Source organism: Sungkyunkwania multivorans, from assembly GCF_042675645.1.
In the GTDB taxonomy this organism is placed as follows: Bacteria; Bacteroidota; Bacteroidia; order Flavobacteriales; family Flavobacteriaceae; genus Sungkyunkwania; species Sungkyunkwania multivorans.
On sequence record NZ_JBHTJH010000004.1, the window covers coordinates 1,099,735 to 1,125,965 of the forward strand.

24 protein-coding genes are annotated in these 26,231 nt (G+C 41.5%); 12 read left to right on the top strand and 12 right to left on the bottom strand.

All coding sequences use genetic code 11. From position 1 onward, the window contains the following. Positions 1 to 37: 37 nt before the first annotated feature. The 6 genes from porX (at position 38) to ACFQ1M_RS08040 (ending at position 5,383) form a co-directional block, all read left to right on the top strand. Entirely contained in the window at positions 38 to 1,579 is a 1,542-nt protein-coding gene (porX, locus tag ACFQ1M_RS08015) for a T9SS response regulator signal transducer PorX (protein ID WP_386406526.1), read from the top strand. A gap of 93 nt (positions 1,580 to 1,672) precedes the next feature. Next, positions 1,673 to 2,083: a tRNA (adenosine(37)-N6)-threonylcarbamoyltransferase complex ATPase subunit type 1 TsaE gene (gene tsaE, locus ACFQ1M_RS08020; protein WP_386406529.1), complete on the top strand. Its 411-nt coding sequence runs from the start codon at positions 1,673 to 1,675 to the stop codon at positions 2,081 to 2,083. Between the two features lie 281 nt (positions 2,084 to 2,364). Continuing rightward, on the top strand, positions 2,365 to 2,877 hold the full coding sequence (locus tag ACFQ1M_RS08025; protein WP_386406532.1) for a hypothetical protein: 513 nt from the start codon (positions 2,365 to 2,367) through the stop codon (positions 2,875 to 2,877). 329 nt (positions 2,878 to 3,206) lie between these two features. Beyond that, positions 3,207 to 3,716 carry a hypothetical protein gene (locus tag ACFQ1M_RS08030; protein ID WP_386406535.1) on the top strand — a complete coding sequence of 170 codons (510 nt, stop codon included), beginning with the start codon at positions 3,207 to 3,209 and terminating at the stop codon, positions 3,714 to 3,716. Between the two features lie 57 nt (positions 3,717 to 3,773). Next, positions 3,774 to 4,976 (top strand): alanine dehydrogenase, encoded by a 1,203-nt coding sequence (locus ACFQ1M_RS08035; protein WP_386406538.1) that lies wholly within the window; start codon positions 3,774 to 3,776, stop codon positions 4,974 to 4,976. Between the two features lie 32 nt (positions 4,977 to 5,008). Further along, on the top strand, positions 5,009 to 5,383 hold the full coding sequence (locus ACFQ1M_RS08040) for a hypothetical protein (protein ID WP_386406541.1): 375 nt from the start codon (positions 5,009 to 5,011) through the stop codon (positions 5,381 to 5,383). A 46-nt stretch (positions 5,384 to 5,429) separates the two neighbouring features. Here the strand turns inward: ACFQ1M_RS08040 and ACFQ1M_RS08045 are convergent, their stop codons facing one another. Both ACFQ1M_RS08045 and ACFQ1M_RS08050 read right to left on the bottom strand, forming a co-directional pair. Further along, positions 5,430 to 8,282, bottom strand: coding sequence for a M16 family metallopeptidase (locus ACFQ1M_RS08045; protein ID WP_386406544.1), 2,853 nt, complete (start codon positions 8,280 to 8,282; stop codon positions 5,430 to 5,432). A gap of 80 nt (positions 8,283 to 8,362) precedes the next feature. After that, complete coding sequence (locus tag ACFQ1M_RS08050) at positions 8,363 to 9,529, bottom strand: proline dehydrogenase family protein (RefSeq protein WP_386406547.1); 1,167 nt, start codon at positions 9,527 to 9,529, stop codon at positions 8,363 to 8,365. Positions 9,530 to 9,683: 154 nt separating this feature from the next. Here ACFQ1M_RS08050 and aroB point away from each other — a divergent pair, with 154 nt between their 5' ends. Further along, complete coding sequence (gene aroB / locus ACFQ1M_RS08055) at positions 9,684 to 10,751, top strand: 3-dehydroquinate synthase (RefSeq protein WP_386406550.1); 1,068 nt, start codon at positions 9,684 to 9,686, stop codon at positions 10,749 to 10,751. A 141-nt stretch (positions 10,752 to 10,892) separates the two neighbouring features. After that, positions 10,893 to 11,177, top strand: a complete 285-nt coding sequence (locus ACFQ1M_RS08060) for a hypothetical protein (protein WP_386406553.1) — start codon at positions 10,893 to 10,895, stop codon at positions 11,175 to 11,177. A 28-nt stretch (positions 11,178 to 11,205) separates the two neighbouring features. Here the strand turns inward: ACFQ1M_RS08060 and ACFQ1M_RS08065 are convergent, their stop codons facing one another. From ACFQ1M_RS08065 to ACFQ1M_RS08085, 5 genes are all read right to left on the bottom strand, one after another. After that, on the bottom strand, positions 11,206 to 11,721 hold the full coding sequence (locus ACFQ1M_RS08065) for a DinB family protein (RefSeq protein ID WP_386406556.1): 516 nt from the start codon (positions 11,719 to 11,721) through the stop codon (positions 11,206 to 11,208). Then, positions 11,718 to 12,149 (bottom strand): hypothetical protein, encoded by a 432-nt coding sequence (locus ACFQ1M_RS08070; protein WP_386406559.1) that lies wholly within the window; start codon positions 12,147 to 12,149, stop codon positions 11,718 to 11,720. The genes ACFQ1M_RS08065 and ACFQ1M_RS08070 overlap by 4 nt, the downstream gene beginning before the upstream one ends. 10 nt (positions 12,150 to 12,159) lie before the next feature. Next, positions 12,160 to 14,745, bottom strand: coding sequence for a phosphoenolpyruvate carboxylase (locus ACFQ1M_RS08075; RefSeq protein ID WP_386406562.1), 2,586 nt, complete (start codon positions 14,743 to 14,745; stop codon positions 12,160 to 12,162). Between the two features lie 91 nt (positions 14,746 to 14,836). After that, complete coding sequence (locus ACFQ1M_RS08080; protein WP_386407087.1) at positions 14,837 to 15,316, bottom strand: Lrp/AsnC family transcriptional regulator; 480 nt, start codon at positions 15,314 to 15,316, stop codon at positions 14,837 to 14,839. Positions 15,317 to 15,382: 66 nt separating this feature from the next. After that, positions 15,383 to 16,522 carry a M14 family metallopeptidase gene (locus ACFQ1M_RS08085; RefSeq protein ID WP_386406565.1) on the bottom strand — a complete coding sequence of 380 codons (1,140 nt, stop codon included), beginning with the start codon at positions 16,520 to 16,522 and terminating at the stop codon, positions 15,383 to 15,385. Positions 16,523 to 16,832: 310 nt separating this feature from the next. Here ACFQ1M_RS08085 and ACFQ1M_RS08090 point away from each other — a divergent pair, with 310 nt between their 5' ends. Genes ACFQ1M_RS08090 through ACFQ1M_RS08100 form a run of 3 tightly spaced genes read left to right on the top strand, consistent with a single transcriptional unit; the run spans position 16,833 to position 18,508 of the window. Then, positions 16,833 to 17,297, top strand: a complete 465-nt coding sequence (locus ACFQ1M_RS08090) for a helix-turn-helix domain-containing protein (RefSeq protein WP_386406568.1) — start codon at positions 16,833 to 16,835, stop codon at positions 17,295 to 17,297. 36 nt (positions 17,298 to 17,333) lie between these two features. Continuing rightward, complete coding sequence (locus tag ACFQ1M_RS08095) at positions 17,334 to 17,711, top strand: DNA topoisomerase IV (RefSeq protein WP_386406571.1); 378 nt, start codon at positions 17,334 to 17,336, stop codon at positions 17,709 to 17,711. A 2-nt stretch (positions 17,712 to 17,713) separates the two neighbouring features. Then, positions 17,714 to 18,508 carry a TerC family protein gene (locus ACFQ1M_RS08100; RefSeq protein WP_386406574.1) on the top strand — a complete coding sequence of 265 codons (795 nt, stop codon included), beginning with the start codon at positions 17,714 to 17,716 and terminating at the stop codon, positions 18,506 to 18,508. A gap of 45 nt (positions 18,509 to 18,553) precedes the next feature. On the opposite strand, the gene ACFQ1M_RS08105 is transcribed toward ACFQ1M_RS08100, so the two are convergent. From ACFQ1M_RS08105 to ACFQ1M_RS08120, 4 genes are all read right to left on the bottom strand, one after another. Next, on the bottom strand, positions 18,554 to 18,883 hold the full coding sequence (locus ACFQ1M_RS08105) for a hypothetical protein (protein WP_386406577.1): 330 nt from the start codon (positions 18,881 to 18,883) through the stop codon (positions 18,554 to 18,556). Positions 18,884 to 18,905: 22 nt separating this feature from the next. Next, positions 18,906 to 21,539 (bottom strand): DNA gyrase/topoisomerase IV subunit A, encoded by a 2,634-nt coding sequence (locus ACFQ1M_RS08110; RefSeq protein ID WP_386406580.1) that lies wholly within the window; start codon positions 21,537 to 21,539, stop codon positions 18,906 to 18,908. Next, positions 21,526 to 21,930, bottom strand: a complete 405-nt coding sequence (locus tag ACFQ1M_RS08115; RefSeq protein WP_386406583.1) for a hypothetical protein — start codon at positions 21,928 to 21,930, stop codon at positions 21,526 to 21,528. Before ACFQ1M_RS08115 ends, ACFQ1M_RS08110 begins: the two co-directional genes overlap by 14 nt. Before the next feature lie 113 nt (positions 21,931 to 22,043). After that, a complete protein-coding gene (locus tag ACFQ1M_RS08120) occupies positions 22,044 to 23,900 on the bottom strand; it encodes a DNA topoisomerase IV subunit B (protein WP_386406586.1) in 1,857 nt (618 codons plus the stop codon). Positions 23,901 to 24,218: 318 nt separating this feature from the next. Between ACFQ1M_RS08120 and ACFQ1M_RS08125 the strand changes: the two genes are divergently transcribed. Next, positions 24,219 to 25,073, top strand: a complete 855-nt coding sequence (locus ACFQ1M_RS08125; protein WP_386406589.1) for a hypothetical protein — start codon at positions 24,219 to 24,221, stop codon at positions 25,071 to 25,073. A gap of 188 nt (positions 25,074 to 25,261) precedes the next feature. On the opposite strand, the gene ACFQ1M_RS08130 is transcribed toward ACFQ1M_RS08125, so the two are convergent. Further along, on the bottom strand, positions 25,262 to 26,176 hold the full coding sequence (locus ACFQ1M_RS08130) for a DMT family transporter (RefSeq protein WP_386406592.1): 915 nt from the start codon (positions 26,174 to 26,176) through the stop codon (positions 25,262 to 25,264). Positions 26,177 to 26,231: the final 55 nt, after the last annotated feature.

Sequence of the window (26,231 nt, forward strand, 5' to 3'; positions counted from 1 at the left end):
CTGAAAGCGTTAATTTTATTCACGCAAAGATAACCATATGGATGACATTAGAGTACTTTGGGTCGATGACGAGATCGACCTGCTTAAACCACATATAATTTTTCTTGAGAAAAAAAATTACAATGTTTCTACTTGCCAGAGCGGAACCGAGGCCATCGAGCTGCTAGAGGATGAGAATTTTGATATCGTCTTTCTCGATGAGAATATGCCAGGACTGACCGGGCTGGAAACGCTGAACGAGATCAAAGCTAAAAATGCTACCTTACCGGTGGTGATGATCACCAAAAGTGAGGAAGAATACATCATGGAGGAGGCCATCGGATCTAAAATTGCAGATTATCTCATAAAACCGGTCAACCCGAATCAGATATTACTGAGTCTAAAGAAGAATCTGGACCATTCGAGGCTGGTGTCCGAAAAGACCACCTCGAGTTACCAACAAGAATTTAGAAAGATCGCTATGGACATGGCCATGGTGAACTCTATCGAGGACTGGGTAGAACTTTATCAAAAACTGATCTATTGGGAAATAGAGCTAGAGAATATCGAAGATAGCGGGATGTTCGAGATCCTAGAATCTCAAAAGGTCGAGGCGAATAGTCAATTTGGTAAATTCATCGACAAGAATTATCCCAATTGGTTTGACGACGATGCCCCAGTAATGTCGCATACCCTATTTAGAAGGATGATCATGCCAGAAATAGAGAACCAGCCTACCCTTTTGATCGTAATAGACAATCTGAGATACGATCAATGGAAAGCGTTTGAACCAATATTGTCCAATCATTACAAAAAACAGAAAGAGGAAAGTTATATAAGCATTCTACCGACGGCCACACAATATGCGCGTAATGCCATTTTCTCTGGGTTGATGCCAGCCGATATGGAAAGATTGCATCCCAACCTATGGAAGAATGATAATGATGAAGGAGGAAAGAATATGTTCGAGGCCGAATTTTTGGACGCACAGTTCAAAAGATTGGGACTTCAATTGAAGTGGGAATACCATAAGATCTCTAGTTTGCGCGCAGGAAAGAAACTTGCTGAAAACTTCAGGTCACAAAAAGACAATGACCTGACCGTTCTAGTTTATAATTTTGTGGACATGATCTCGCACTCCAAAACAGACATGGAGGTCATTAAAGAACTAGCGAGCACTGATAAGGCATATCGCTCCTTAACACAAAGCTGGTTCAAGAACAGTCCACTGCTAGACATCATTCAACAGGCGCAACAATTAGGTTTTAAGTTGATCATCACCACCGACCATGGCACCATCAATGTAAAGAACCCTTCGAAGGTGATCGGCGATCGTGAAACCAGTTTAAATCTTAGATATAAGACAGGACGAAGCCTCACCTACGAGGAAAAGGATGTCCTAGCAGCCAGGGATCCGAAAAGCATTCACCTTCCTACGATAAATGTTAGTAGCTCGTATATTTTTGCAAAGGGCGATCTATTCTTCGCCTATCCTAACAATTACAATCACTACGTGAATTACTACAGGAACACCTACCAACATGGCGGTGTCTCCATGGAAGAGATGATCATTCCGTTCGTGGTACTTAGCCCAAAATAGTTTTCTTTTTTAGATAGTATTTGCAATTAATCTCAGCATGTGATGTCGGGTTTTTTTGATTGTGACTTATTTTTGCACAATAATTAATTGCAAATGGAGTTTACGTATCAATTGAGCGACATAGAATCGGTTGCAGACAAGGTCTTAGAAAATATTGAGCATAAGGTTGTCACACTTGAGGGCGCGATGGGTGCGGGTAAAACCACTTTGATAAAGTCGATCGCGAAGAGGCTTGGAGTCAGTACTCCGATCTCTAGCCCAACCTTTTCACTAGTGAATGAGCACGAGAGCGATAATGGAGACCTTTACCATTTTGACTTTTATAGGATCGAAGATGAAATTGAAGCGTATGACATTGGTGTTGAAGAGTATTTTTATTCGGATAACTGGTGTTTTATAGAATGGCCAGAACGCATTCGCAATCTAGTGCCAGAGGCGCATTCAACAGTAAAAATTGAGGTCTTAGAAAATGACTTCAGGAAACTGAAGATCTTAAATAATTGATAAAAAGGAAGTTACTATCGAAAAAAAGGATTAATTTTATCCTTTCTTCACTTATGTCTATATTTACTTAGACTTGCCCACAGAGCAAACTAACAAATATACAATTAAAGTATTCATTTTTAACAAGTTATTTTGTGCTAGGTTTGTAGCATAATTATCTCAAACCTATTAACCTTATAACCCTAGTAAAATGAAGACAAGAAAGTATTTATCATTAGTAGCAGTAGCGATCTTTGGAGCAACTTTATTAGTATCGTGTAACCAAGATAGCACCACAGAGGATGAAAATCTTTACGAAACAGACCCAATCGAAATCGGAGTCGACAAAAATATCAAGATCAAGCAACCTACTCACGGGTAGTCTCATTGCGATCATTCTAGTAATAACACCTTACATATTTTATTCATACGAGGGTCTTCCACACGAGGCAGTGTGGGAGACTCCGTTCTTTACCTACGAAAGTAAATTTCAAGGAGATGTCAATGTCTCGGTATGGATATATTTAGGGAAGTTCGTACCGTTGTTGCTTTTGACCATCTGGTTCTTTACCTGTAGACATTGGTGGTACCATGCCATATTGGTCCCGTTGTTCATGTATGCCTTCCAATTATTTACGGCGATCAATGATGACATCAAGAAATACGACGAGGTAGAGTTCTATTGGCTCATCCCAATAATGATGATCATTGTGCCAATCGTCTATTGGATCCGTATCCGACTTTTTGAGAAATATGTGTTGGGCATCGATCTCGAAAAAATTGAGAAGGAGCTTGAGGAAAAAGGCGAGTTATGATAAGCTTTGACTTCTGCTGCTCAAAGATCAATTATCATAAATAATTGATAAAAAGGTAGTTACATTTTAAAAAAAGAATTATTTTTATCCTTTCTTCACTTATGGCTATATTTACTTAGACTTGCCCACAGAGCAAACTAACAAATATACAATTAAAGTATTCATTTTTAACAAGTTATTTTTGGCTAGGTTTGTAGCATAATTATCTCAAACCTATTAACCTTATAACCCTAGTAAAATGAAGACAAGAAAGTATTTATCATTAGTAGCAGTAGCGATGTTTGGAGCAACTTTATTAGTATCATGTAACCAGGACAGCACTACAGAGGATGAAAATCTTTACGAAACGGACCCAATCGAAATCGGAGTCGACAAATCAAAAATGGTTAAGCCTTCTAACGGGTAGTATTGTTGCCGCTTTAGTGGCGATTACTCCGTTTATATTTTATTTATACGAAGGGGTTCCCGATGCAAAAATCTGGGAAACCCCTTTTTTTACGTACGACAGTTCCTATTATGGGAGTGCCTATATGGCATTTTGGAACATCATGTCAAAATTTGTACCCCTTTTAATTTGCAGTCTTTGGTTTACCACTTGCAGGCACTGGTGGTACCATGTGATCCTTATTCCAATCAGCATGTACTCCTTCCAGCTATTTGGCGCATTAAACGATGACATCAAATATGTTGACGAAGTTGAAATTTATTACATTATTCCAATTATGATGGTAATTATACCTCTTGTTTATTGGATACGGATAAAATTATTTGACAAGTACATTCTTGGGATTGATTTGGAAAAAATGGAAAAAGAACTTAAAGAAAAAGGAGAGTTATAAAACGCTTCATCTTTAAAGTTTAAAGTAGTTTTTGTAATTTGGCTAAAACTACCGTGCATGTCTAAACAACCGCTATCGCCCTTTACCAAGCAGCAATTACTTCCTCAAGAAGAGACCTTAGAGATCCTGAGAAAAAAGGGTGAACTCTTCATCGGTATCCCAAAAGAAACCTCCTATCAAGAGAAACGCGTATGCCTGACTCCAGACGCAGTTGCCGCCATTGTGGCGCATGGACATCGGGTGCTCATAGAATCCAAAGCGGGCAAAGGGGCCAATTTTTCGGATAAGGATTACAGCGAAGCGGGTGCGGAGATCACCAACGACACTAAAAAAGTATTCTCCTGCCCGATGATCTTAAAGGTAGAGCCACCATCAATGCAAGAGATCGAACTGATCAACCCACAGACCATCCTAATTTCGGCCATACAGCTTAAAACCCAATCAAAAAAATACTTCGAAGCCATTGCGAGCAAAAGGATCACTGCGCTCGGCTTCGAATTTATTCGTGATGAGGATGGTACCTATCCCGCCGTAAGAACGCTAAGCGAGATCGCTGGAACAGCCTCCGTGCTTATCGCTGCCGAACTCATGGCCAAATCGGGGGATGGCAATGGTCTTATGCTTGGCAACATTAGCGGTGTCCCTCCAACGGAAGTGGTCATCCTAGGTGCTGGGACCGTTGGTGAATATGCAGCAAGAGGTGCTATCGGTTTGGGAGCTAATGTGAAGGTCTTTGACAACTCTATCACTAAATTAAGAACGATCCAAACCCATTTGGGAAGACCCATTTATACTTCCACCATTCAGCCAAAGAACCTGTTAAAGGCACTAAAGCGATGCGATGTGGTCATCGGTGCGGTACGAGGCAAAAACCGATCTCCTATTTTGGTCACCGAGACCATGGTAGAACATATGAAATCTGGCGCCGTCATCATCGATGTAAGCATCGACATGGGTGGATGTTTTGAGACGAGCGAAGTTACCACACACGACCACCCAACCTTTATAAAACATAATGTGATACACTATTGTGTGCCAAATATTCCTGCTAGATATTCGAGAACGGCATCGGTCTCCTTGAGTAACATCTTCACCCCTTACCTCTTGAAGATCGCTGAGGATGGTGGTTTAGAGAATTCATTGCGTTTTGATCGCGGCCTTAAAAGTGGGCTTTACTTTTATCATGGTATCTTGACCAACAAATCGGTCGCCGACTGGTTTGATCTTTCTTATAGCGATATCAACCTATTGATCTTTTAGAATTCTTATTTTTGCATCCTTAATTGGCATTTATGAGTTTTTTACGAAGATTAGGGTTCTATCTAGGTGGTTTCTCAATAGGATTGATTTTACTGGCCTTCTTTCTCAGCGGGAAAGAAACCTCGTGCAGCTATGGCCCAAATGCCAGAGTTCTGAAGAATATCGGCCTCAAAGAACATCACTATGCCAAAGAGGTAAGTGCGCTCTTCGAAACAAATAAGATCGACACGATTGACATCTCCACTATTTTAAAAAATGGTGATGTCGATTTTTCCAGAAGCGACACTCAATTGGATTCTTGCAAGGTCTATTTGATCGAGGGACATATCAAAGAAGCTCCCGTAGAGGTCAAAGTCACCAATTGCGATAGCATCGCCACTTTTCATAGTATTAGCTTTCTAAAATAAAATGGCCCGAGAATTTTGGCGAGCTACACAAATTTCCTGATCATTCTTATAATTGAACAGCCCCAAGGCTATTCCCGTAGATGTCCAGTTCTATGGCCTCCCCTTTTCCAAACTTATTTACCATATCAAGTTGTGTCGCTTTGTCACCAACAACAAGGTAGAACATTTCATCTTCATTCAAATACCTAGCGATCACCTTTTTGAAATCCTCCAAAGACATCTCTACCAATTCTTTTTGATCGACCTCAAGATAGTTCAGCGGTTTCGAGTAGCTACTTATTTGATTTAGAATATCCAGTTTCTGCCCAAGTGATTCATAGGCCCTGGTGCTTGCCTTGAGTATTTTCTCTTTTGTCGTTTCAACATCAGCTTCCGAGAAGGTTTTGCCATAATTTCCTACTAGGTCTTCAATAATTTGCAAAGATGGAAGCGTCGCATTAGCCCGCACGCTGGTTCTTACGAGAAAGGGCGCAATCTCTTTGCTCGTCCTTATTCTAGAGCCTGCACCGTACGTATATCCCTTTTCTATTCGCAAGGTCTGAAACAGGCGGCCACTTGATCCTCCTCCAAGGATCTCATTGGCAAATCGTAGGTTGTTAGCATTCGCATCCGTTGCAGATAAAGCCAACTTACCAGCATATATGACCGATTGCTTTGCTCCAGGAACGTCGATGAAGAATATTTTTCCTGCGTGCGATTCCCTCGGCAATTGAAAAGACGGCAACTCGACCGCCTTCGGCTTCCATTTTTCAGATAAGCCACTCAACGCCTTCTCTACCCTGTCTTTTTTGACGAAACCAGCAACATGAAATGAGGCTAGCGAAGGTGAAATATAGCCTGAGTAATAATTTTTAAGGTCCTCCAAACTAATGCTTGAAACCGTTTCCAAGGTGCCAGAGGTTGGAAGGCTAAAAATATGATCATCGCCATAGATAAGCTTATCAAATGCTAGGGATGCAATGGCCGAAGGGTTGGCCTCCCTTCCCTTCAATCTGGTTTGAAGCGCTTTCTTAAGGCGTTCAAATTCTTGTTTATCCCAACGCGGTTGCAAAAGGATCTCTTCGACCAAGGCAAGGGTTGCTTCGAAATTCTTCGCTAAGCAATTACCGGCGATGACGATATTTTCTCTGCCGCTGAACATGTTAATATTAGCACCCAACAGACCGATCGCTTCTTCCAGTTCTGCCGGGGTCCTATTCGCAGTTCCCTCCATCATAAGATCGGTCATCAAATTTGCGACTCCAGACTTTTCCATGGTATCCAATTGATGCCCTCCCTGAATAGTGATATTAAAATTGACCAAGGGCACTTCATCACTAAAGATGCCATAGAGCTCCATTCCGTTGGGAAGACTGCTTGTCCATATTTCGGGGGCTTTGAACAATGGCAAATCTCCAAAATCAGGTTCCGAACGATCGATCTTTGTCTTTGTCTTTTCATAGACCGCTTCTTCACCTTGAGAGACTTCCTCGCTGGCGACATCCGCTACGATCTTTTCTTGCCAGACCGCTGCCTCGGATGCATCGGTCACTGCAAGACCGACCTGCCCTTTGGGTACAACACTGGTCATCACGAAGTGTTTTCCCTTTATATATTGATCAAACACACGCATCACATCTTCTTTAGTGACAGCATTCGTTAGCTGTGCCGCCTTAGTGATGTAGCTTGGGTCGCCGGCATATTCATTATCCTGAGCTAATTGAAACGCTTTGTTTAGAATGGTACTTACCCCATTGTAGAGGTCAGTCTCTAACTCGGCCTTGATACGCTTCAGCTCATTATCTGAAAAACGGTTGGTTTCAAATTGCTTTAACGCTTCATCTAGGGCGACCTTTACCGAATCCAGATCGCTCGATGCATTGGCCCTGACGCGGATAACGAACTCTCCTGCGAGCTCGCTACTCCTATTATAACTGCTTGCATTTGGTGCTAATTTCTTTTCTTCTACAATTGTTTTGTAAATCGGTGATCTTTTACTTCCACTTAATAACTCACCTAGAATATTCAATGCATACTCATCTTTATGATAGGATTCAACAGTAGGAAATACTAATCGTAGTTCGGGTAGCTTGGCGAAATTATCTTCGAAATAAAGCGACTTTGTCTCGGTCAATGCCACAGGCTGCGGAGATAGGCGTGATACTTCGGGGCCTTTTCTTATTTCTCCAAACCACTTCTTTACAGATTCTTTGGTCTCGGCGATATCGATATCTCCTGCAATGACCAATGTGGCATTGCCTGCACCGTAAAATTGCTCGTAAAACTCCTTTACGTCTTCGAGCGTAGCAGCTTGAAGATCTGGCAATGAACCGATCACCGTCCAATTATAGGGATGTCCCTCTGGATATAGGTGTTTTCTGATGATCTCATTGGTATATCCATAGGGTGCATTATCTACACGCTGTCGTTTCTCGTTTTTTACCACTTGTTTTTCTCTTTCTAACGCCTCCTCAGTGACGGTATTGATCATATATCCCAAACGATCGGAATCTATCCACATGATCTTTTCAAATGCATCTTTGGGAACGACCTCGTAGTAGATGGTGCCATCGCTCCAGGTGCCACCATTTCTACTTCCACCCCACTCTGGAATCACTTTTCTATTGGCACCTCGAGGTACATTTTCCGAGTCATTGAATGACATGTGCTCAAAGAAATGGGCGAAGCCCGTCCTTCCAGGCTTTTCGCGATTGGACCCTACATGGATCACTGTGGCCACGGCCACGATCGGGTCCGAACTATCTTTATGCAAAACCACCTCTAGCCCATTGTCTAGCGTGAATTTTTCATAATCTATCGCAAAGGTGTTTCCTTGTTCTGTTTTCTTTTCTGAAGAACACGAAAGAAAACAAATCCCTAGCATAATGCATGCTAAGAAAGTGAATGGCGGCTTTCTCATTGTTGATCGGTTGGTGATTAATATCATTTGAAGATACTCAGAAGCTAAAGAAAACCGCTTACAATAAGTGTTAAAAACTGTTAGATCCCACGTCGTTCCTTTTCCTTTTTTAGAAGGTCCAATTCTCTGGTAGTTTGTCCAGCGACCGAGGTGTTCTCTTGAGCTCTTCGTATTAAATAGGGCATCACATCCTTGACAGGACCAAATGGAATCAACTTTACACTATTGTAGCCTTCCGCAGCTAAATTGAAGGTGAGATGGTCGCTCATTCCCAAGAGTTGGCCAAACCAAATGCGATGATCGTTGTTTGCAATACCCAAATCGCGCATGAGCTCCATTGCTAGATAGTTACTTGCTTCATTATGCGAACCAACAAATAATGAGAAAACGTCGAGGTCATTCATTATATAGGCCATCACCTTGTTAAAGTTCTCATCGGTTGCTTGTTTACTTGCGCAGATAGGGTTCTGATATCCTTTCTCCTTGGCACGCTCTGCCTCTTTTTCCATATAGGCGCCACGCACGATCTTCAAACCGACTTTAAAACCATCGGTTTTCGCTTTTTCGTGCAATTTTTTTACATAATCCATACGATCCCATCGGTAGCATTGCACTGTATTGAAGATATAGGCTTTTTCTTCGTTGTAACGTCGCATCATCTTCTCTACCAACTCATCTGCTGCATCTTGCATCCAACTCTCTTCACCATCGATCAGCAAATACACCTCACAGGCTGCTGCGCGCTGGCAAATGGCGTCGATGCGGTTTTCAATGCGCTGCCATTCCTGTTGTTCCTTATCGGATAGATCTCCTTGCTCGGTAACCTTTTGCCAGAGGGCAAATCTTCCTAAAGCTGTGGGTTTCAGTACAGCAAAGGAGATCGCATCTTTGTTCTTTGCAAATTCGATCAGGGAGATCTTCTTTTGCATAGCGGCATCGAATTGTGACTCCTCTTCTTTTCCTTCTACAGAATAATCCAAAATAGCGCTTACGCCATAGTCATACATCCTGTCTACCAATTGAAGGCAGTCGTCCTCGGTAGTACCACCACAGAAATGGTCGAATACTGTAGCACGTATCAATCCTTCTACTGGCAGATGTGCCTTCAGCGCGAAGTTGGTTACCGCTGTACCAATGCGAACCAAAGGTTCGTTCGCAATCATCTTGAACAAAAAATAGGCTCTTTCTAATTCAGAATCTTTTTTGAGCGCAAAGGCTTTTTCGGTATTGTCAAAAATTCTATCCATTAATTGCTGATTTCGCAATGCAAATATAGTTGAAGGGCATTTATTTTTTTACCGAAAAAGGTGTTAATTTGCTCTCGAAATCAACAAGGCGGTTGTTTCTTTTATTTCATTCCTGAAAGTAGTCCCGACTGCCCTATTAACGACAACACTTTAGATGACCTCGATACGATCCAATGATTACTTCGTTCACTTTAATGAGCATAGTTATGAAGCACTGAACAAGCACTTGGCCGCTAGCAATTATTCTAAGGTGTTCATTTTGGTGGATAGTAATACGCACGAGCTTTGCTTGCCCACTTTCTTGTCGTATGTTACTACCACTTTCGAAATTGAGATCATAGAGATCGAAGCAGGCGAGCACTTCAAGAACATCGAAACTTGCGTGGGGGTGTGGAACGCCATGTCCGAATTGGATGGCGACCGAAAGGCATTGATGATCAATGTTGGTGGAGGTGTCGTTACCGACCTTGGAGGTTTTGTGGCCTCTACCTTTAAGAGAGGAATCGATTATATCAATGTGCCCACGACCTTACTCTCTATGGTAGATGCCTCGGTTGGAGGAAAAACAGGCATCGACCTTGGAACTTTGAAAAACCAGATCGGCGTGATCAACACTCCTAAAATGGTGATGATCGACACCAATTATCTCGCCACATTGCCACAGAATGAAATGAGAAGCGGTTTGGCTGAAATGTTGAAACACGGATTGATCTACGATGAGGCCTATTGGAAAAAAATGATCGACCTTGCTTCAATAACGACAGATGACCTAGACAGCCTGATCCATGAATCGGTGATGATCAAAAATCATGTGGTAACGGTAGACCCCACTGAACAGGGGTTAAGGAAGACGTTGAATTATGGACATACGCTGGGTCATGCCATCGAATCCTACTTTTTATCAAATGATGATAAGACCGATCTGTTACATGGCGAAGCCATCGCCATCGGTATGGTCTTGGCAACCTATATCTCGCACAAGCAGGAAGGCTTTCCGAAGGACAAACTAGACGAGATAAAGAACGTGATCAAGGGGCTATACGAGCCGGTTAGTTTCACAGCAAAGGACATCCAAGAGATCATCGAACTTTTGAAGTACGATAAGAAGAACTCGCATGGCAATATCAACTTTGTGTTACTTTCGGATATAGGTAAGACATTAATTGACAAAAAAGTATCTAACAATCTTATTTTGAGCGCTTTCGAGTATTATTCGAAATAATTTGGAACACATAAACTTATATCATTTTAAAATTAATCGTAATTTTATAAGGACGGGAATTCTTTTTAATACACCGACCTTTACGAAAGAGCTTTTTTTTCGAAGACTATTTAGAAATCACTAACCCTAAGAACTATTTCTATGCTTCGTAAGATCGTTGACCACAGAAAATTAACCCCTGAGATACTACAGCTACTCATGGAGAAGTATCCAGATGGATATGGGGATAATGACATTATTACCTTTGAGGACCATCACAACCACGTCATTGAGGCTGTAGAGGTCAAGACAGATGATACGGTCTATCTTGTAAAGATCCACAGCAAGCTACATTACACGATGACCAATTTCGATCAGGATACACCTATCGAGGTCATCAATGCCGATGAAAATGCTGGCATGGTAACCATCGATGATGACGAATAGAAGAACTTGCCTGTGTCCTCTGTCCTTTCTAGAGATACCTTTCCTGTATCACTTTTTGATGGTGCCTTTGATGACCAGAGATCACAAAACCCAAGGCCCTTACCGACATTTGCGTTTTATTCGCCGTTCCAATGGCGAGCAACATTTCATCGGTAAAATTTTCAAAAAGATGAATGCCCGCATTCCTAACGGCCGTATATTCCTCAATCAAACTGTGCTTGTCTCGATGCTGGGCATCGGAGGTCGCAACATAGTTGTCTTGCTCAAATCCTGGGATATCCGTCCTATCCTTTCTTGAAAAACGCAGGGCGCGATACTGAAAGACCCGTTCGGCATCGATAAGGTGCAATACTAATTGCGCAATGGTCCATTTTCCCTCGGCATAGGCATATTGCCATTTATCTTCAGGTATGGCCTCTAAAAAATTGACGAATTCGTCTCTTCCTTTCTTTAAGGCGGTTACCAAGTCCGTCTCACCCAGCGCCTCAATATATGGCGCGTAGTACGGATGGTACTCAGACGATTGTAGTTGTGATGTTTTCATAATCGAATAAAAAAATCAAAGATTCTTTCTAATATTGAACTCTTCTGTCTCGGGCCTTGATCATTGACATCCGAAATCCAAAAACCGCAGACATTACAAATAACATTGCTATCATAAATCACTCTTCCTGAAGAATATTGATCCAATCCTGCAATCTGACTTCCTTTTGAAGAACTATTATTTAGAACTTCGACCCTATCTCGTCTCAATTTGGAAGAACCACATCTAGGACAAGAATGCGTATCATCTTTCTTTTTTTTTTCTGTCAACAGGCGTTCAAGATATTCGATATTCATACCTCTTTTTTGAAACAGATAATTTTCGATTACCTCTTGAGTGGGCTTCGTATAAGACTTACTTTTATACTTATAGAAATAAGCAAGCTCTCTATGATCCAAGGAATTAAGGAAGTCGATTGTTTTGCTCATATTATATTTGTTATGCCGAATTCCTACTGGCATTGATATTTCCAAAGAGCGATCGGGTGACCATCTTCTCATAGATCTCCATCCTCTTTTTATCCGCACCTTTTTCTTTACTCATGTCTTGTACCTTTTTCAAGGCAAATTGCTGAATGGTCAATAACGGCAACACAATGCGCTCGCGCATTTGTATGGATGCCTTTGCCGCTAATTGATTCTCCATCAATTGCGAATAGCCAGTCAACTTGAGCAATAACTTCTTTGTCAGTTGATATTCTTCGTAGATCAACTTCCAGAAATCACCAAACTCCTCATCTTCTTGCATATAGGCCGTGAGCTTGAAAAACGATTTGGTGAGGCTCATCATACTGTTTTCCAATAGCGTTCTAAAGAACTTGGAATTTTCATAGAGCGACTTCACCTTATAGAACTCTCCCTTTTCTTCAAATGCCTTCAAAGCGGTGCCTACGCCATAAAAACCAGGAACGTTCTGCTTCAATTGGCTCCAGCTTCCTACGAAGGGGATGGCACGTAAGTCCGAAAAGTTCAAGGTGTCACTTTTCCCTCGTTTGGCGGGACGGCTACCGATGTTGGTCTTGGCGTAGTATTTAAGCGTACTCATGCGCTCTAGATATGGCAAGAATTTTGGGTGATTTTTAAAATCTACATAGGTCTGATAACTGATATTGGCCAATTGCTGCATGGTCTCTTTGTCCTCTCCGACAAACGCCTCTTTGGAATCATTGAATACCTCATTGGCAATACCCGAACTTAGTAATTGCTCCAAGTTATACTGGCATGACTCGGGCGTACCAAAATTAGAACTTATCGTTTGGCCTTGAACAGTTAGCTGAATTTCTTCATGTTCTACGGTACTTCCCAAGGAAGCATAGAACTTATGGGTCTTACCACCACCTCTAGCTGGTGGTCCTCCTCTACCATCGAAGAAAACGACGGTGACGTCATATTTTCTAGAAACCTCTGTCAAGGCCTCTTTCGCTTTAAAAATACTCCAGTTGGCCATCAAATATCCACCATCTTTAGTACCATCGGAAAATCCAAGCATGATCGTTTGCTTATTTCCCCTGCTTTTTAGGTGTGCAGCATAGGCTGGATTGGTATAAAGCTCCTCCATCACTTGGTGTGCTACCTGCAAATCGGGCACTGTCTCAAATAAAGGAACGATATCCGCTGTTGGTTGCTCCCAATCACATAGATGCAACATCGCGAAAACTTCCATTACATTCAGCACACTGCCATTATTACTAATGATGTAGCGATTGCATCCTCGTTCTCCATTGGTCTGCTGAATACTTTTCATCGCATGGATAGAGCCCAAGGTCGACTTGGCCATTTCGTCTTCCAAATCGTTGTACGCAATACTGCCCTTTACATTTTGAAGTACCGCTATCTGTTCTGCTTCTGAGCGTTGCTCATAGTCATCAGGGAAGATCCCAAGCTTTTGCTTTCGAGTTTCGGCTACCAGACTAAGCATTACCTTGTGGTGAATGCGTGAATCTTGGCGAATGTCTAAAGCTGCAAAGTGAAAGCCGAAGAGCTTTACCTTGTTGATCAGATCATCTACCTCGCTTAAGAATAAGGATTGATGTTTCTCTATAAGGGTTTCCTTGATCTGCTGCAGCTGTTTTTCAAATTCGTCGAGGTGAATTTGTTTTTTTGGTTTGGATAAGAAAGTATTCTCATATAGTTTGAGCTCTAGGTCCGCTATCGGTCCTTCTACCCCTTCAAAGGTCAAGCGTCTTTTGAGTTTTCGCACGTCGCGATAATAATTCTTTAAGGCGGTGCTTCGCAGGCGTGCAGCAGTCTTTAAAGTAATATCAGTGGTCACAAACGGATTTCCATCCCTGTCACCACCGGGCCAAAAACCTAAATTGATGATCTCATTCGCCGGTTGCCCTCCATCAAATATGTTTTGCTGTATATAATTGTATATCTTACTTACGGAATGATAAAATACATTTTCCAAGTACCACACAAGATTCACAGCTTCATCGAAAGGTGTGGGTTTTTGCTTCTTAAAGAATGGTGTTTTTCCCAACTGCGCCAATAGTTTTCTTATGGTTACGAGATCATCCCGCTCTATTGCCAAGGCGAGATCGGTAATGATACCTAGGACGGTTCCTGGATAAAATTGTGTGGGGTGTGCCGTTAGTACTGGCCGTACGTTGAAATGCTCTAAGTACTCCTTCAATTCTTGGGTCTTCCCTTTATCTTCAGCCTCTTCTTTGACGCTACGCAGCGTACCACGACCGTCCATATTGTTCACAATGCTAAAGGAAGCGTCTTCGATCGCATCAAATAGTACCACCTGTCTTTCTATATATTGTATAAACCTGAACAGCAAGTTCATGATCTCCTCTTCCGTTGCATCGTCGCTGTAGCGTTTAAAGAATGCCTCTATAATTTCTGTCGGGTTCAAATTGTTGCGATAGCCACGCTCACATTCTTCGCTGAACAATGGCAACAACACCCCCGTATTGGTGATCTCGTCGAATGGCAGGGTGATGAAGATAGAGTTGTATATCTGGTATTTGGCAAGCACATGTTGCTTGAAACGTTCAATTCTTGGTTTTCGTAGCATATTGGTCAATTAATTTTCGGCAATGAAATTACTAAAAAAACCCGCTAACAAATCCTTGCTAGCGGGTTTTTATAAGGATTTGTTATAAATATTACAATTCGTTAAAAATAGAGTGCATTAAACGTTTTTTATCGTTGATGCTTTCTTCGAGGGAGATCATCGTTTCCGTCCTGGAGACTCCTTCAATATCATCGATCATAAAGATGATATCTTTAGCGTGCTTGGTATCTTTTGCCCTCACTTTACAGAAAATATTGAACTTTCCTGTTGTGATATGCGCTACCGTTACATAGGGAATTTCATTGATACGCTCGAGCACAAACTTCGTTTGATGCGTCTTCTCTAAGAAGATCCCTACATATGCAATAAAGGAATATCCTAATTTTACATAATCTAGCGTTAATGAAGAACCTCTGATGATTCCTGCTTCTTCCATCTTTTTCACTCTCACATGCACGGTCCCAGCTGATATCAAAAGTTTTTTAGCAATATCTGTAAATGGAACACGAGTGTTGTCGATCAACATATCTAATATTTGATGATCGATCTCGTCTAGCTTGAATTTGGCCATATTTTTTACTCTCATAATTTTATGAATAATGCAAAGAAAAGTAAAAAAAACCAATAATTCTCTATCCTATTGGCTAATTTTTATTAACCAATCGTTAACTTCATTAAAATTCTTTAAAAGATTTAACGCACTTTTATTAACCGAAAACGTTTGCGAAAGCTCTTTTTTGTAAGATAATTCTGAATAATTAAAGGTTTTGTGCGCCTTCAAATTTTTTAAGTTTCCGATTTTCAAACATATAGGGTCGAATGTTATTTTATTGTTATCTAGCACTTCTTTGAACTGGAATATGACATCGAGCCGCTTTTTTTTGATAGGATATCCTTTAATAAGAAGGTCGTTGAAGGTCTTCTGATTCTCGGGTATATCAAAGTATGATCGATAGTGTTTACCATCGACATCATTGAAGGCAATATAGGTTACAGCACTCACCAACGATTGAAATATATACTTTCTGGTCTCCTCCCGGGAATAATCCTCCGGGAAATGCCCCGATTCAAATAGAATGGTGGGGACACCCCGTGATTGGAACTTATCGCCAACACAATTTATATTGAAGGTATCATCGTAACGGCCTATTTGCCCCGGAATAAGTCCTTGTAAGAGCGAATTCATATGTGCCACCACTTCCATGCTGCGCTTTCTTTCATCATCCACTGTTCTTTTCGCGTCCATCGCAGGCGCCAAGAAAGACACTGTTGCGGGAAGGTCACTATCCCCTACACCAAAGATGGTCCGCTGATCATGTAGGTTAAAGCAAAATTCTGGATGCACTTGCTCAAAAACACTTCTCAACACTTTAGATTCTGGTTGAGAAAGCATAGAAGCATCCCTGTTCAGATCCACCTCGTTAGCATTGACTCGTGTGTAGTCTGTAGCGCCATCGGGGTTGAGTATTGGAATTACATATAATGTACAATTAGAAAGAAGTTCGCGTATCGAATCATCATCTCGCTGAAGATACTTGAACATGTCGAGCAATGCCTTGGTCGTGGTACTTTCATTGCCATGCATCTGCGACCACATTAGAATTGATTTTGACCCAGTTCCTATGGTCACCATGTGAATCGGGTTCTTGCGAACGGAACTACCTACACGTTCTACCTTAAAGACAGGCGGTAATTTTTCCAATATCGGCTCCACCATCTTATGCGTGACATATCTATGAGTTACACTTGTTTCTTTATAGTAAGGAAAGGCTTCCATGTGAGTAATGTTAAAAAACAATGTTGACAAAAGTAAACAATCCGTAATTTACAATTGTAAAGTAGCAATTGTGACATGTGTAAACAATCTTGCTTTCTAATTTAAATAACTATTTGTTGATAATTTATTCTTGTAACCACAGTTAGTGAGCTAATTTAATAATGATGTTTAAATATTTGTATTTCAGTAGTTTATATATATTACTTAAAGTAAAAGTTTAATTATGTAGTACCACTTATTATGGGGAAATGCGGGCTTTGGTCAAAAATAGTTACAAATGTGATCTGTATTCTGGTTACATTTGTATACGATGTTAAACAATGAAGATTTCATAGATAGGCTCCGCAAGATCTTAGATTATTACGCCTTAAGCGCCTCCTCTTTTGCAGACACCATTGGGGTGCAGCGCTCTAGTATTTCGCATATCTTATCTGGAAGAAATAAACCTAGTTTGGATTTTGTGATGAAGATCCTCTCCTCTTTTGAGGAGGTCGATCTCTATTGGTTACTCAATGGTCAGGGTACTTTTCCTAAAGCATCTGTTTCGGGTGCAAATATAATCTCGGATGAAAAACCGAAGACCGACGATCTTTTTACAGCCTCAGAGGTTGTCCCACAAGAAATTGTAGCTAAGGAAAAAAAAGCGGAACATCTTTCAAATACTGCGATGGTGGAAGAGCAACCTCCGAATGTGTTTCCCAAAAAAGATGGGGCTGGTATTGAAAAAATAGTGGTCTTTTATAAAGATGGGTCTTTTAAGGTTTATGAAAACTAAATTTTTTGGTAATTTGCGCTGTCATAAAACAACTTCATGAGACACGCATATCTGGCCATTGTTTTTCTAGTTTCTTTAAACTCCTGTTACGAGAGAGAACGAAATTGCGCAGATTTTAAAAATGGGTCCTTCCAATTTGAATCTTCTATTGGGGGAGAGACCGTTACCACCACCTTTGTGCGCAACGATACACTAGAAATAGATTACTATCAAGGAAAGGCCGATAGTGCAAGTATTCGATGGATCAACGATTGTGAATATATCGTGAAGAAGATAAACCCAAAAACGATGTCGGAACGAAAGGCGATTCACATGAAGATCCTATACACCAAAGGTGATTCCTATACCTTTGAATATTCGATCGTTGGCGACGATAAGAACAAACAGCGTGGGACCGCCACAAAAATGAACTAGCTATGCTTGAACTTTTAACCACTCCCGAGGCACTAGGTGCGTTAGTAACTCTTACTTTTCTTGAGATCGTTCTTGGAATCGACAATATAATTTTTATTGCGATCGCAGCCGACAAGCTTCCGGTAAAACTTAGAAAACGTGCAACCAATATTGGCCTCATCTTGGCCATGGCCATGCGTATCATCCTTCTATTTGGTATCAGCTATCTGATCGCCATGCAAAAGCCATGGTTCAGTATCGAGCTTAGCTGGTTCGATGCACACGTTACTGGTCAAAGTCTTATCCTAATCGTTGGGGGACTCTTCCTCTTATACAAGAGTACTAAAGAAATTCATGAAAAGGTCGAAGACCGCGGGCACGACGCTCGTGAAGTGCGAGAACATCGAAGCAGTTCGCTAAGTAAGGCAATTGTACAGATCACCTTGATCAATATTGTATTCTCTTTCGATTCGATTCTTACCGCTGTTGGGATGACCAATGGTCTAGAAGGAGCCTTGACCATTATGATCATTGCGGTGGTATTATCGGTGATCATCATGATGGTCTTTGCCACGCCTGTTGGGACTTTTGTGAACAAACATCCTTCAATCCAGGTTCTGGGGCTTTCCTTCTTGATCCTTATCGGTTTCATGCTGATCGCCGAAGGTGCGCACCTGTCGCATGCGGTCATTTTTGAGCAATCGATCGGATCCGTGCCAAAGGGATACCTTTATTTTGCCATTACATTCTCATTATTCGTGGAGTTCTTGAATATGAAGATGCGGAAGAATAAAGTGGCGCCTGTGGAAAGTGAATGAAGATATTAACGAAAAAAGAGGGCTCAACAGCCCTCTTTTTTCTTTCTAAATTTCGTTCTTTCCGATATCATCGATCTCATCGACCACCAAGTTGCTTTCCTTCTGCCATCGACGTTTTAGAAAAACATATAATCCCCAAGAGCTCCCTATTCCAAACGGAATCAATAGTATCCCTAAAAGCCTTTCATTCATTGTATCCAAGGTTTCAGGAGCAACTAGCCCTAAAATAACTCCCAGGGTCAAACCAAATAATGCCAGTCCCCCATAATAAGATAGCACTCCTATTATGGCAAATCCCCATTTGCTCTTATCGTATTTTTCTGCTAACCGGTAAAAATATCGCCCGATAAAGTATATTAAAAGAATTCCTAACATCTATTTCAAAAGTTTTAAGCGATCACAATTCCATCGATACCTGTCCATCACCTTTGTCGTCCTTGTCGTCCTTGTCGTCCCCCGCTACATTTTCTTCATCGATGACCTCTATCGATTCTACCGGGACCTCCTCTGGTTCTTCATAAGGTAGCGGCTCTAATTGAATCACGTCTTTGAGCTTGTCGGTGGTCAGCTGATTGCCCAATGCTTTGATGCCTTTCACGGCAATAAAGTCCTCTAGATCCACTTGCTGGTTGGGTTTTTGTTCCTTTCCGCGTTGTTTGGCAAACACCAACTCAACCATTGGTCGCCAATCGGTGGATACCAGTTCTAATTGCGATTTTGGATGTTCGGTGATCACCACCTCTTCCTTGCTTGGACTTTCTACCAGAAAACGCTTTACGTAATAGCGCTCTTTTTCACCATCGAAATAAATGACCGAAATAGGCTTGTTGGGCTTCCATTTCTCTAAGATGATCATATCATCGCTAAAGTGTTTGGTCAATTCTGGCAGAATCGTCCTTACCAGCCCTTTTTGATCTACGATCAAGAGGCGATCACCTCCTTTGAATTCGCCCAAAAGTTCTCCACGGCCATCAACATTGAGACGCTGCACGGTGTCATCGAACCAAATTTTGCGTGGTTTGAGTGTAGACACCCCTTTCTCTTTCAGTTCGATGCGTTTCACGGAGTATTTTGTGACAATATTTCCTTTCACCCCGCGTCCTTTGATGGCGAGATCCGCAAAGTCTAAGTCCCACTTCAGCTTTTTTATACTTCCGGCCTGACGCAGATGTATTGTGATCACCTCTGCCTCTCCATTGGGATTGGCTGTGAAATAAGTGATCTCGGAGCCCTTCTTTCCTTGGGTAAGATCATAATCCTTGTCGCGTGTGACACCGGTTACATTAAAACGCTTGATATAGGAGGCGCCACCCTTACCATCTTTGTAGATCATATTATAAACGGTACGCTTATCTTTTTTCTTAAACACGGCAACATGGATGATGTTCTTTCCAACAAAGGTCTTGCTATCAACTTTCGTCACCATCATCTTCCCTTCCTTGGTGAACACGATAATATCATCGATATCGGCACAATCGGTCACATATTCGTCCCGCCTTAGTGAGGTACCCACAAATCCTTCTTCACGGTTTACATAGAGTTTGGTGTTCCTGATGACCACCTTTTTGGCATCCACATCGTCAAAGACCCTGATCTCTGTCTTGCGTTCACGGCCCTTGCCATATTTCTTCTTCAACTCTGTGAAGTAATCGACGGCATATTCAATAAGATGCTCCAAATGATGCTTCACTTGAGCAATATTATCTTCTAAGGCATCTATTTTCTGTTGTGCCTTGTCGATATCAAACTTTGAGATCCTTTTGATTCGTATTTCCGTCAATCTTACAATATCCTCCTCTACGACCGGTCTTTTTAAATGTTTGATATGCGGCTGTAGACCTTTATCGATAGCTGCGATGACGCCTTCCCAAGTTTCTTCCTCTTCAATGTTCCTATAGATACGATTTTCGATGAAGATACGCTCTAGAGAAGCAAAGTGCCATTGTTCTTCTAGCTCGTCTAACTGAATCTCCAGCTCACCCTTTAGGAGTTCTAAAGTATTATCTGTAGAACGACGCAATATTTCAGAAACACCGATAAAATTAGGTTTGTTGTCTTCGATAATACAACCTAGCGGCGAGATGGAGGTTTCGCAGGAAGTAAACGCGTACAAGGCATCGATGGTCTTGTCTGGGGAGATCCCATTGGGCAAATGCACCAGAATTTCTACTTCGGCAGCGGTGTTATCCTCAATTTTCTTGATCTTTATCTTGCCCTTGTCATTCGCCTTAAGAATAGAGTCTATAAGGCTTGACGTGTTTGTACCGAACGGTATTTGAGTGATCGTCAAGGTCGTCTTGTCTAGCTGGGATATCTTTGCGCGTACACGTACTTTGCCACCTCGCAACCCATCATTATAATTGGATACATCCATAATTCCCTGCGTGGGAAAATCGGGATATAGTGTAAACTTTTTCCCTTTTAGATGTTTGATCGATGCATCGATAAGCTCTATAAAATTGTGCGGTAGTATTTTGGTAGAGAGTCCAACGGCGATCCCTTCTGCACCTTGGGCCAGTAACAACGGGAACTTTACGGGCAGATTGACCGGCTCTTTCTTTCTTCCATCATAACTGAGTTGCCATTCAGTGATCTTTGGACTATAAACAACATCCAAGGCAAACTTGGACAAACGCGCTTCGATATACCTTGATGCGGCCGCACCGTCGCCAGTAAGGATGTTCCCCCAGTTTCCTTGGGTATCTATCAAAAGGTCCTTCTGTCCTATTTGTACCATGGCGTCTGCGATACTGGCATCACCATGAGGATGGTATTGCATGGTGTGACCAACGACATTGGCCACTTTATTATAGCGTCCGTCATCCAATTCCTTTAGTGCGTGCATTATTCTTCGCTGCACCGGTTTGAAACCATCTTCTATGGCAGGCACCGCTCGTTCGAGGATCACGTATGATGCATAATCCAAGAACCAATCCTTATACATCCCAGTAACTTTGGTAATCGTGTCCTGCGACGCCTGCTCTTCATTTAAGTGCTCTTCTTCTGACGAAAACTCGTTAGGATCTTGCATTAAGGGCTTTTTTGTTATTTCTTATTACTTTATTCAATGAACTCTTTAAAGCTTTTATCTTTTTCTTATTTAAAAAGGTAATGTTAAATCTTAGGCGTTTCACCCTATGGTTTTTGGTTTTCACGTATACGTTCAAAGTGCGATATATGACATAGTCGTTGATCTTATAATGAGACAGTTTCACTTTGGGAAATTCTGCTCTATTCTCCCTGTAATTGATAAAATTGGAGATGAACATACCTCTATTGATAAAATTAAGCACATCGCCGTCACTGTCATATTCAAAGTACTTCACGTTTTTGTAAACGAACCAGGAGAACAATACCAAAAATAGCGTTGGCATAATAAATACCAAGGCCATTCCTTTGTTATGGTCCTTTAATATTTTCATTCCAAAGAAACTCAGGCCAATCCCGAGGAAAAGTAGGAAATAGATAACGGGCATTTTCTTTTTTAGCGCTGAATTACTAAAATGCATAGGTCATGGTTAGTTACTGGTCGATATCATAGGTCTTCGACCACATCGAGCTCTACTTTGAGGTTGTTGATTATAAATTCTTGTCTGTCTGGTGTGTTCTTACCCATATAAAACTTCAATAATTCTTCAATGGACATCGCCTTATCCAGCATCACGGGGTCCAATCGTATATCATCACCGATAAAATGCTTGAACTCATCTGGTGAGATCTCCCCAAGTCCTTTAAATCGAGTGATCTCTGGATTCCCTTTGAGTTTTTTTATGGCCGCGACACGTTCTTCCTCACTATAACAATAAATGGTCTCTTTTTTGTTCCGAACCCTAAACAATGGAGTTTGTAAAATATAAAGATGTCCCTCTTTGATCAATTCTGGAAAGAATTGCAAGAAAAAAGTGATGAGCAGCAAACGGATGTGCATACCATCAACATCGGCATCTGTCGCGATAACAATATTGTTGTAACGCAAGTCCTCCATGGACTCTTCGATATTTAACGCAGCCTGAAGCAAGTTGAACTCTTCGTTCTCATAGACGATCTTCTTAGACATTCCGTAAGAGTTCAAGGGTTTTCCTCTAAGACTAAAGACCGCTTGGGTGTTGACATCCCGCGATTTGGTGATAGAACCACTTGCCGAATCTCCTTCTGTGATAAAGAGCGTGGACTCTAGACGTCTGTCCTTTTTCAAATCTCCCAAATGCACACGACAGTCTCTCAATTTTTTGTTATGTAAACTTGCCTTTTTCGCGCGCTCTTTGGCCAACTTCCTTATTCCTGAAAGCTCTTTGCGCTCCCGCTCGGCCTGCAAGATCTTGCGCTGTATCTTCTCTGCGGTCCCAGGGTTCTTATGCAGAAAATTATCGAGTTGAGTTCCTACAAAGTCATTGATATAGGTACGAACCGTAGGTAGTCCTCCTCCCATTTCGGTGCTACCAAGCTTTGTTTTCGTCTGAGACTCGAATACAGGCTCCATGACCTTTATAGAGACGGCTCCTATGATAGACTTTCGAATGTCGGAAGCATCGTAATTCTTCCCGAAGAAATCACGGATTGTTTTTACAATGGATTCTCTAAATGCTGCGAGATGCGTTCCTCCTTGTGTAGTATTCTGACCGTTTACGAAAGAATGATATTCTTCGCTATACTGAGTTTTGCTATGGGTCAATGCCACTTCGATATCTTCCCCTCTTAGGTGAATGATCGGATATAGCATGTCTGCAGCGTTCGTCGAATCTTCAAGAAGGTCTTTGAGTCCATTCTCAGAAAAATACTTCTCCCCATTGAAGACAATGGTAAGTCCAGGGTTGAGGTACACATAATTCTTAATGAGTTTGATGATGTACTCATTTCTGAATTTATAGTGCTTAAAGATGCCCTCATCTGGAATGAAGGACACTTTTGTGCCGCGTCTTTTCGATGACTCCTGCTCCTTCTCCTCATTGATCAAGGTACCCATCTCGAATTCGGCCGCCTTGGACTTCCCTTCTCTAGTCGACTCCACTCTAAAAAAAGTCGAAAGTGCATTCACCGCCTTGGTACCGACCCCATTGAGTCCAACCGATTTCTTAAACGCCCTAGAGTCGTATTTACCGCCGGTATTCATCTTAGAAACCACGTCGACAACCTTGCCCAAAGGAATGCCTCGGCCGTAGTCTCTAACATTTACCTTGTTGCCTTGAATGGATATTTCGATGGTCTTACCAGCCCCCATTACGAATTCGTCGATACAGTTGTCCAATACCTCCTTCACAAGGATGTAGATCCCGTCATCGGGAGAAGAGCCGTCACCAAGCTTTCCAATATACATTCCTGGACGCATACGGATATGCTCTTTCCAATCTAATGAACGTATGTTATCTTCGGTATACTGGGTATTCTGGGCCATAAATCAAGCTCTTTTGGTGCTGGGTTGCTAATATAACGTTTCAGCTTAAAAAATGAAATAGGTAAAATACAAAGAAATTAACAACACTATAAACAAATAACTGCATCTACGGAAATGATTGCGACCACGTTAATATATTAAAATCCCTGTCGGAAATGAGCATTTGATCATGCTCTATTGTTTTCTGCCCGACTGGTATTTCGAGGTGAAATAATCAAAATTATGATGATCATGACTAAATACATAATATGGATTACTGCCATACCATTCGAGACAAGCCAAACGTTAAATATGGAATTTGACTAAAACATTTGCAGAATGTTAGAAAAAAACATAATTTTAATAAAACTATTTGATTTTCAATACAATATGCGATTAAAAATAATTATTCTGAAAAGAATAGTGTCTTCCTCTGCTTTATGCCTGACATTCATAATACTATTATCTTGTTCGAATATCGAAGAGGAGGCTTTGGGCGATGATGATATCACTCAGAAGCGAATCGAATCGACCCTTATGCAGATGAAGTCACTTGGAGATGCTCAAGGCAAAATCGTAAAGTTCAACATGGAGCATCTGTACGAAAATAGTTATCAGAAACATTTTGAAGTCGTAGCGAACTCCAAGAAAGTGCTGGACTTTGCCGCAGGTGGTGACAGTAGTCATAGCAGACGTGAGGACAATTATACAGTAATTTGTTTCTGGGGTAATGGAGACAGCACTGTGACCGAGTGTGGTGATGACGTGGGATGTGCTGGAGCCGCCACATGGGCATGTATCCAGGATGGAGGGTGCGCAAAGGTGTGCAACGGACGTATCTCCTACGTACCAAAAACGATTTTGGCAGAGGTCACTGTCGGAGTATCTGCCATTGAGCCAATTGTTAAACAAGCTATGGCCATTGGAGAAGCGAACGATCAAGCAATAAGTTTCACCATTGCACGTCACAAAGAACAATACTGGCTCAAAGAGATTCATCAAATCGATTCAAAATCGGGACGCCCGGCTACTTTCCAATTGGATTGTTATGGCGGCGATGGCGAATTATTATGGCAGGAATGGTATAACGACACGCACTCTTTAAGCGAAGGCATCCTCTACTGTACCGACCTAGATGGCGGCTGCGCAGAAGTTTGCGAATACTATGCCCGATACTTCCCTCCATCAAAATAGGATTTTTGCATTAACAACAACGCGAGAAATAATTTTGTTTCGAATAGTGGTTGGCATATTGCTATGTTCTTCCATTACTTTCAAAAATAATAAAAATTTGAGGTTTGCTACAGGACCAATAATTTTCAGGTCTACATCTTAAGCAATGTCTACACCAATAAAGCCTTTAGTGATAAACTAGACCACCCTCACTTTATTTTACTTGTTCTGTTGCGAGAGACGAGTAAGATGCCTATGATAACCACCATCGCTCCAATCAATTGCAAAACAGTCAGCTGCTCATTCAAAAAAATAGACGCAAAAATGATGGTTGAAATAGGCCCTATCCCTGCAACAATGGCAAAATTAGAAGCATTGATCATTTTTATGGACGCCGAGACCAAGAATGACGGTATCACAGTCGCAAAAACAGCGATCAAAAGACCTAAAAGATAGACTTCCCAAGAATATTGAAAAATATCAACGTTGGCGGTAAGCGCATAATGTACAAAAACACACAGACAGGATACGATCATTGCATAGGCCGTAAAGCGCATCACTCCAAATTTGGGGATCATCCATCCGCTGCCTACCAAATAAGATGCGTAGGTTATGGCGCTGAGCAACACGAAGACCCCGCCCAAATAAGTATCTCTTCCAGAGATGGCCACCTCTTCCCAAAAGGTAATGACAACACCGAGATATGTGATGGCGATCGCCAGCGCTTGTGCTTTGCTAATTGGGATTTTAAGGAACAATCGGTTCATCAATAATACCAAGGTTGGATATACAAACAAAATGATTCGCTCCAGACTCGCCTTGATATAGCTCAGGCCAACGAAATCGAAATAACTCGCTAAATAGTAGCCCACAAAACCAAAGAAAAATACCCATAGATAATCTTTAATTTGGATCGAATGCCTTTCAAAAGAACCTTTGGGCGTGTAGATAATGGCAATCACTAGATAAAAAGGAAAGGAAAAAGCCATTCGCAATAGAAGAATGCCTATGGCATCGATCTCATATGCATAGGCCAGCTTTACCATTACTGCCTTTGACGAAAACATCACAATGCCAAGAATGCCAAGGAAAAACCCAAAGGTCAAATTGCTGATCGATCTCATATCGTAAAAATAGCCTTAGGTATATCCTTCATAGGCTAGACACATTTCAAATTAC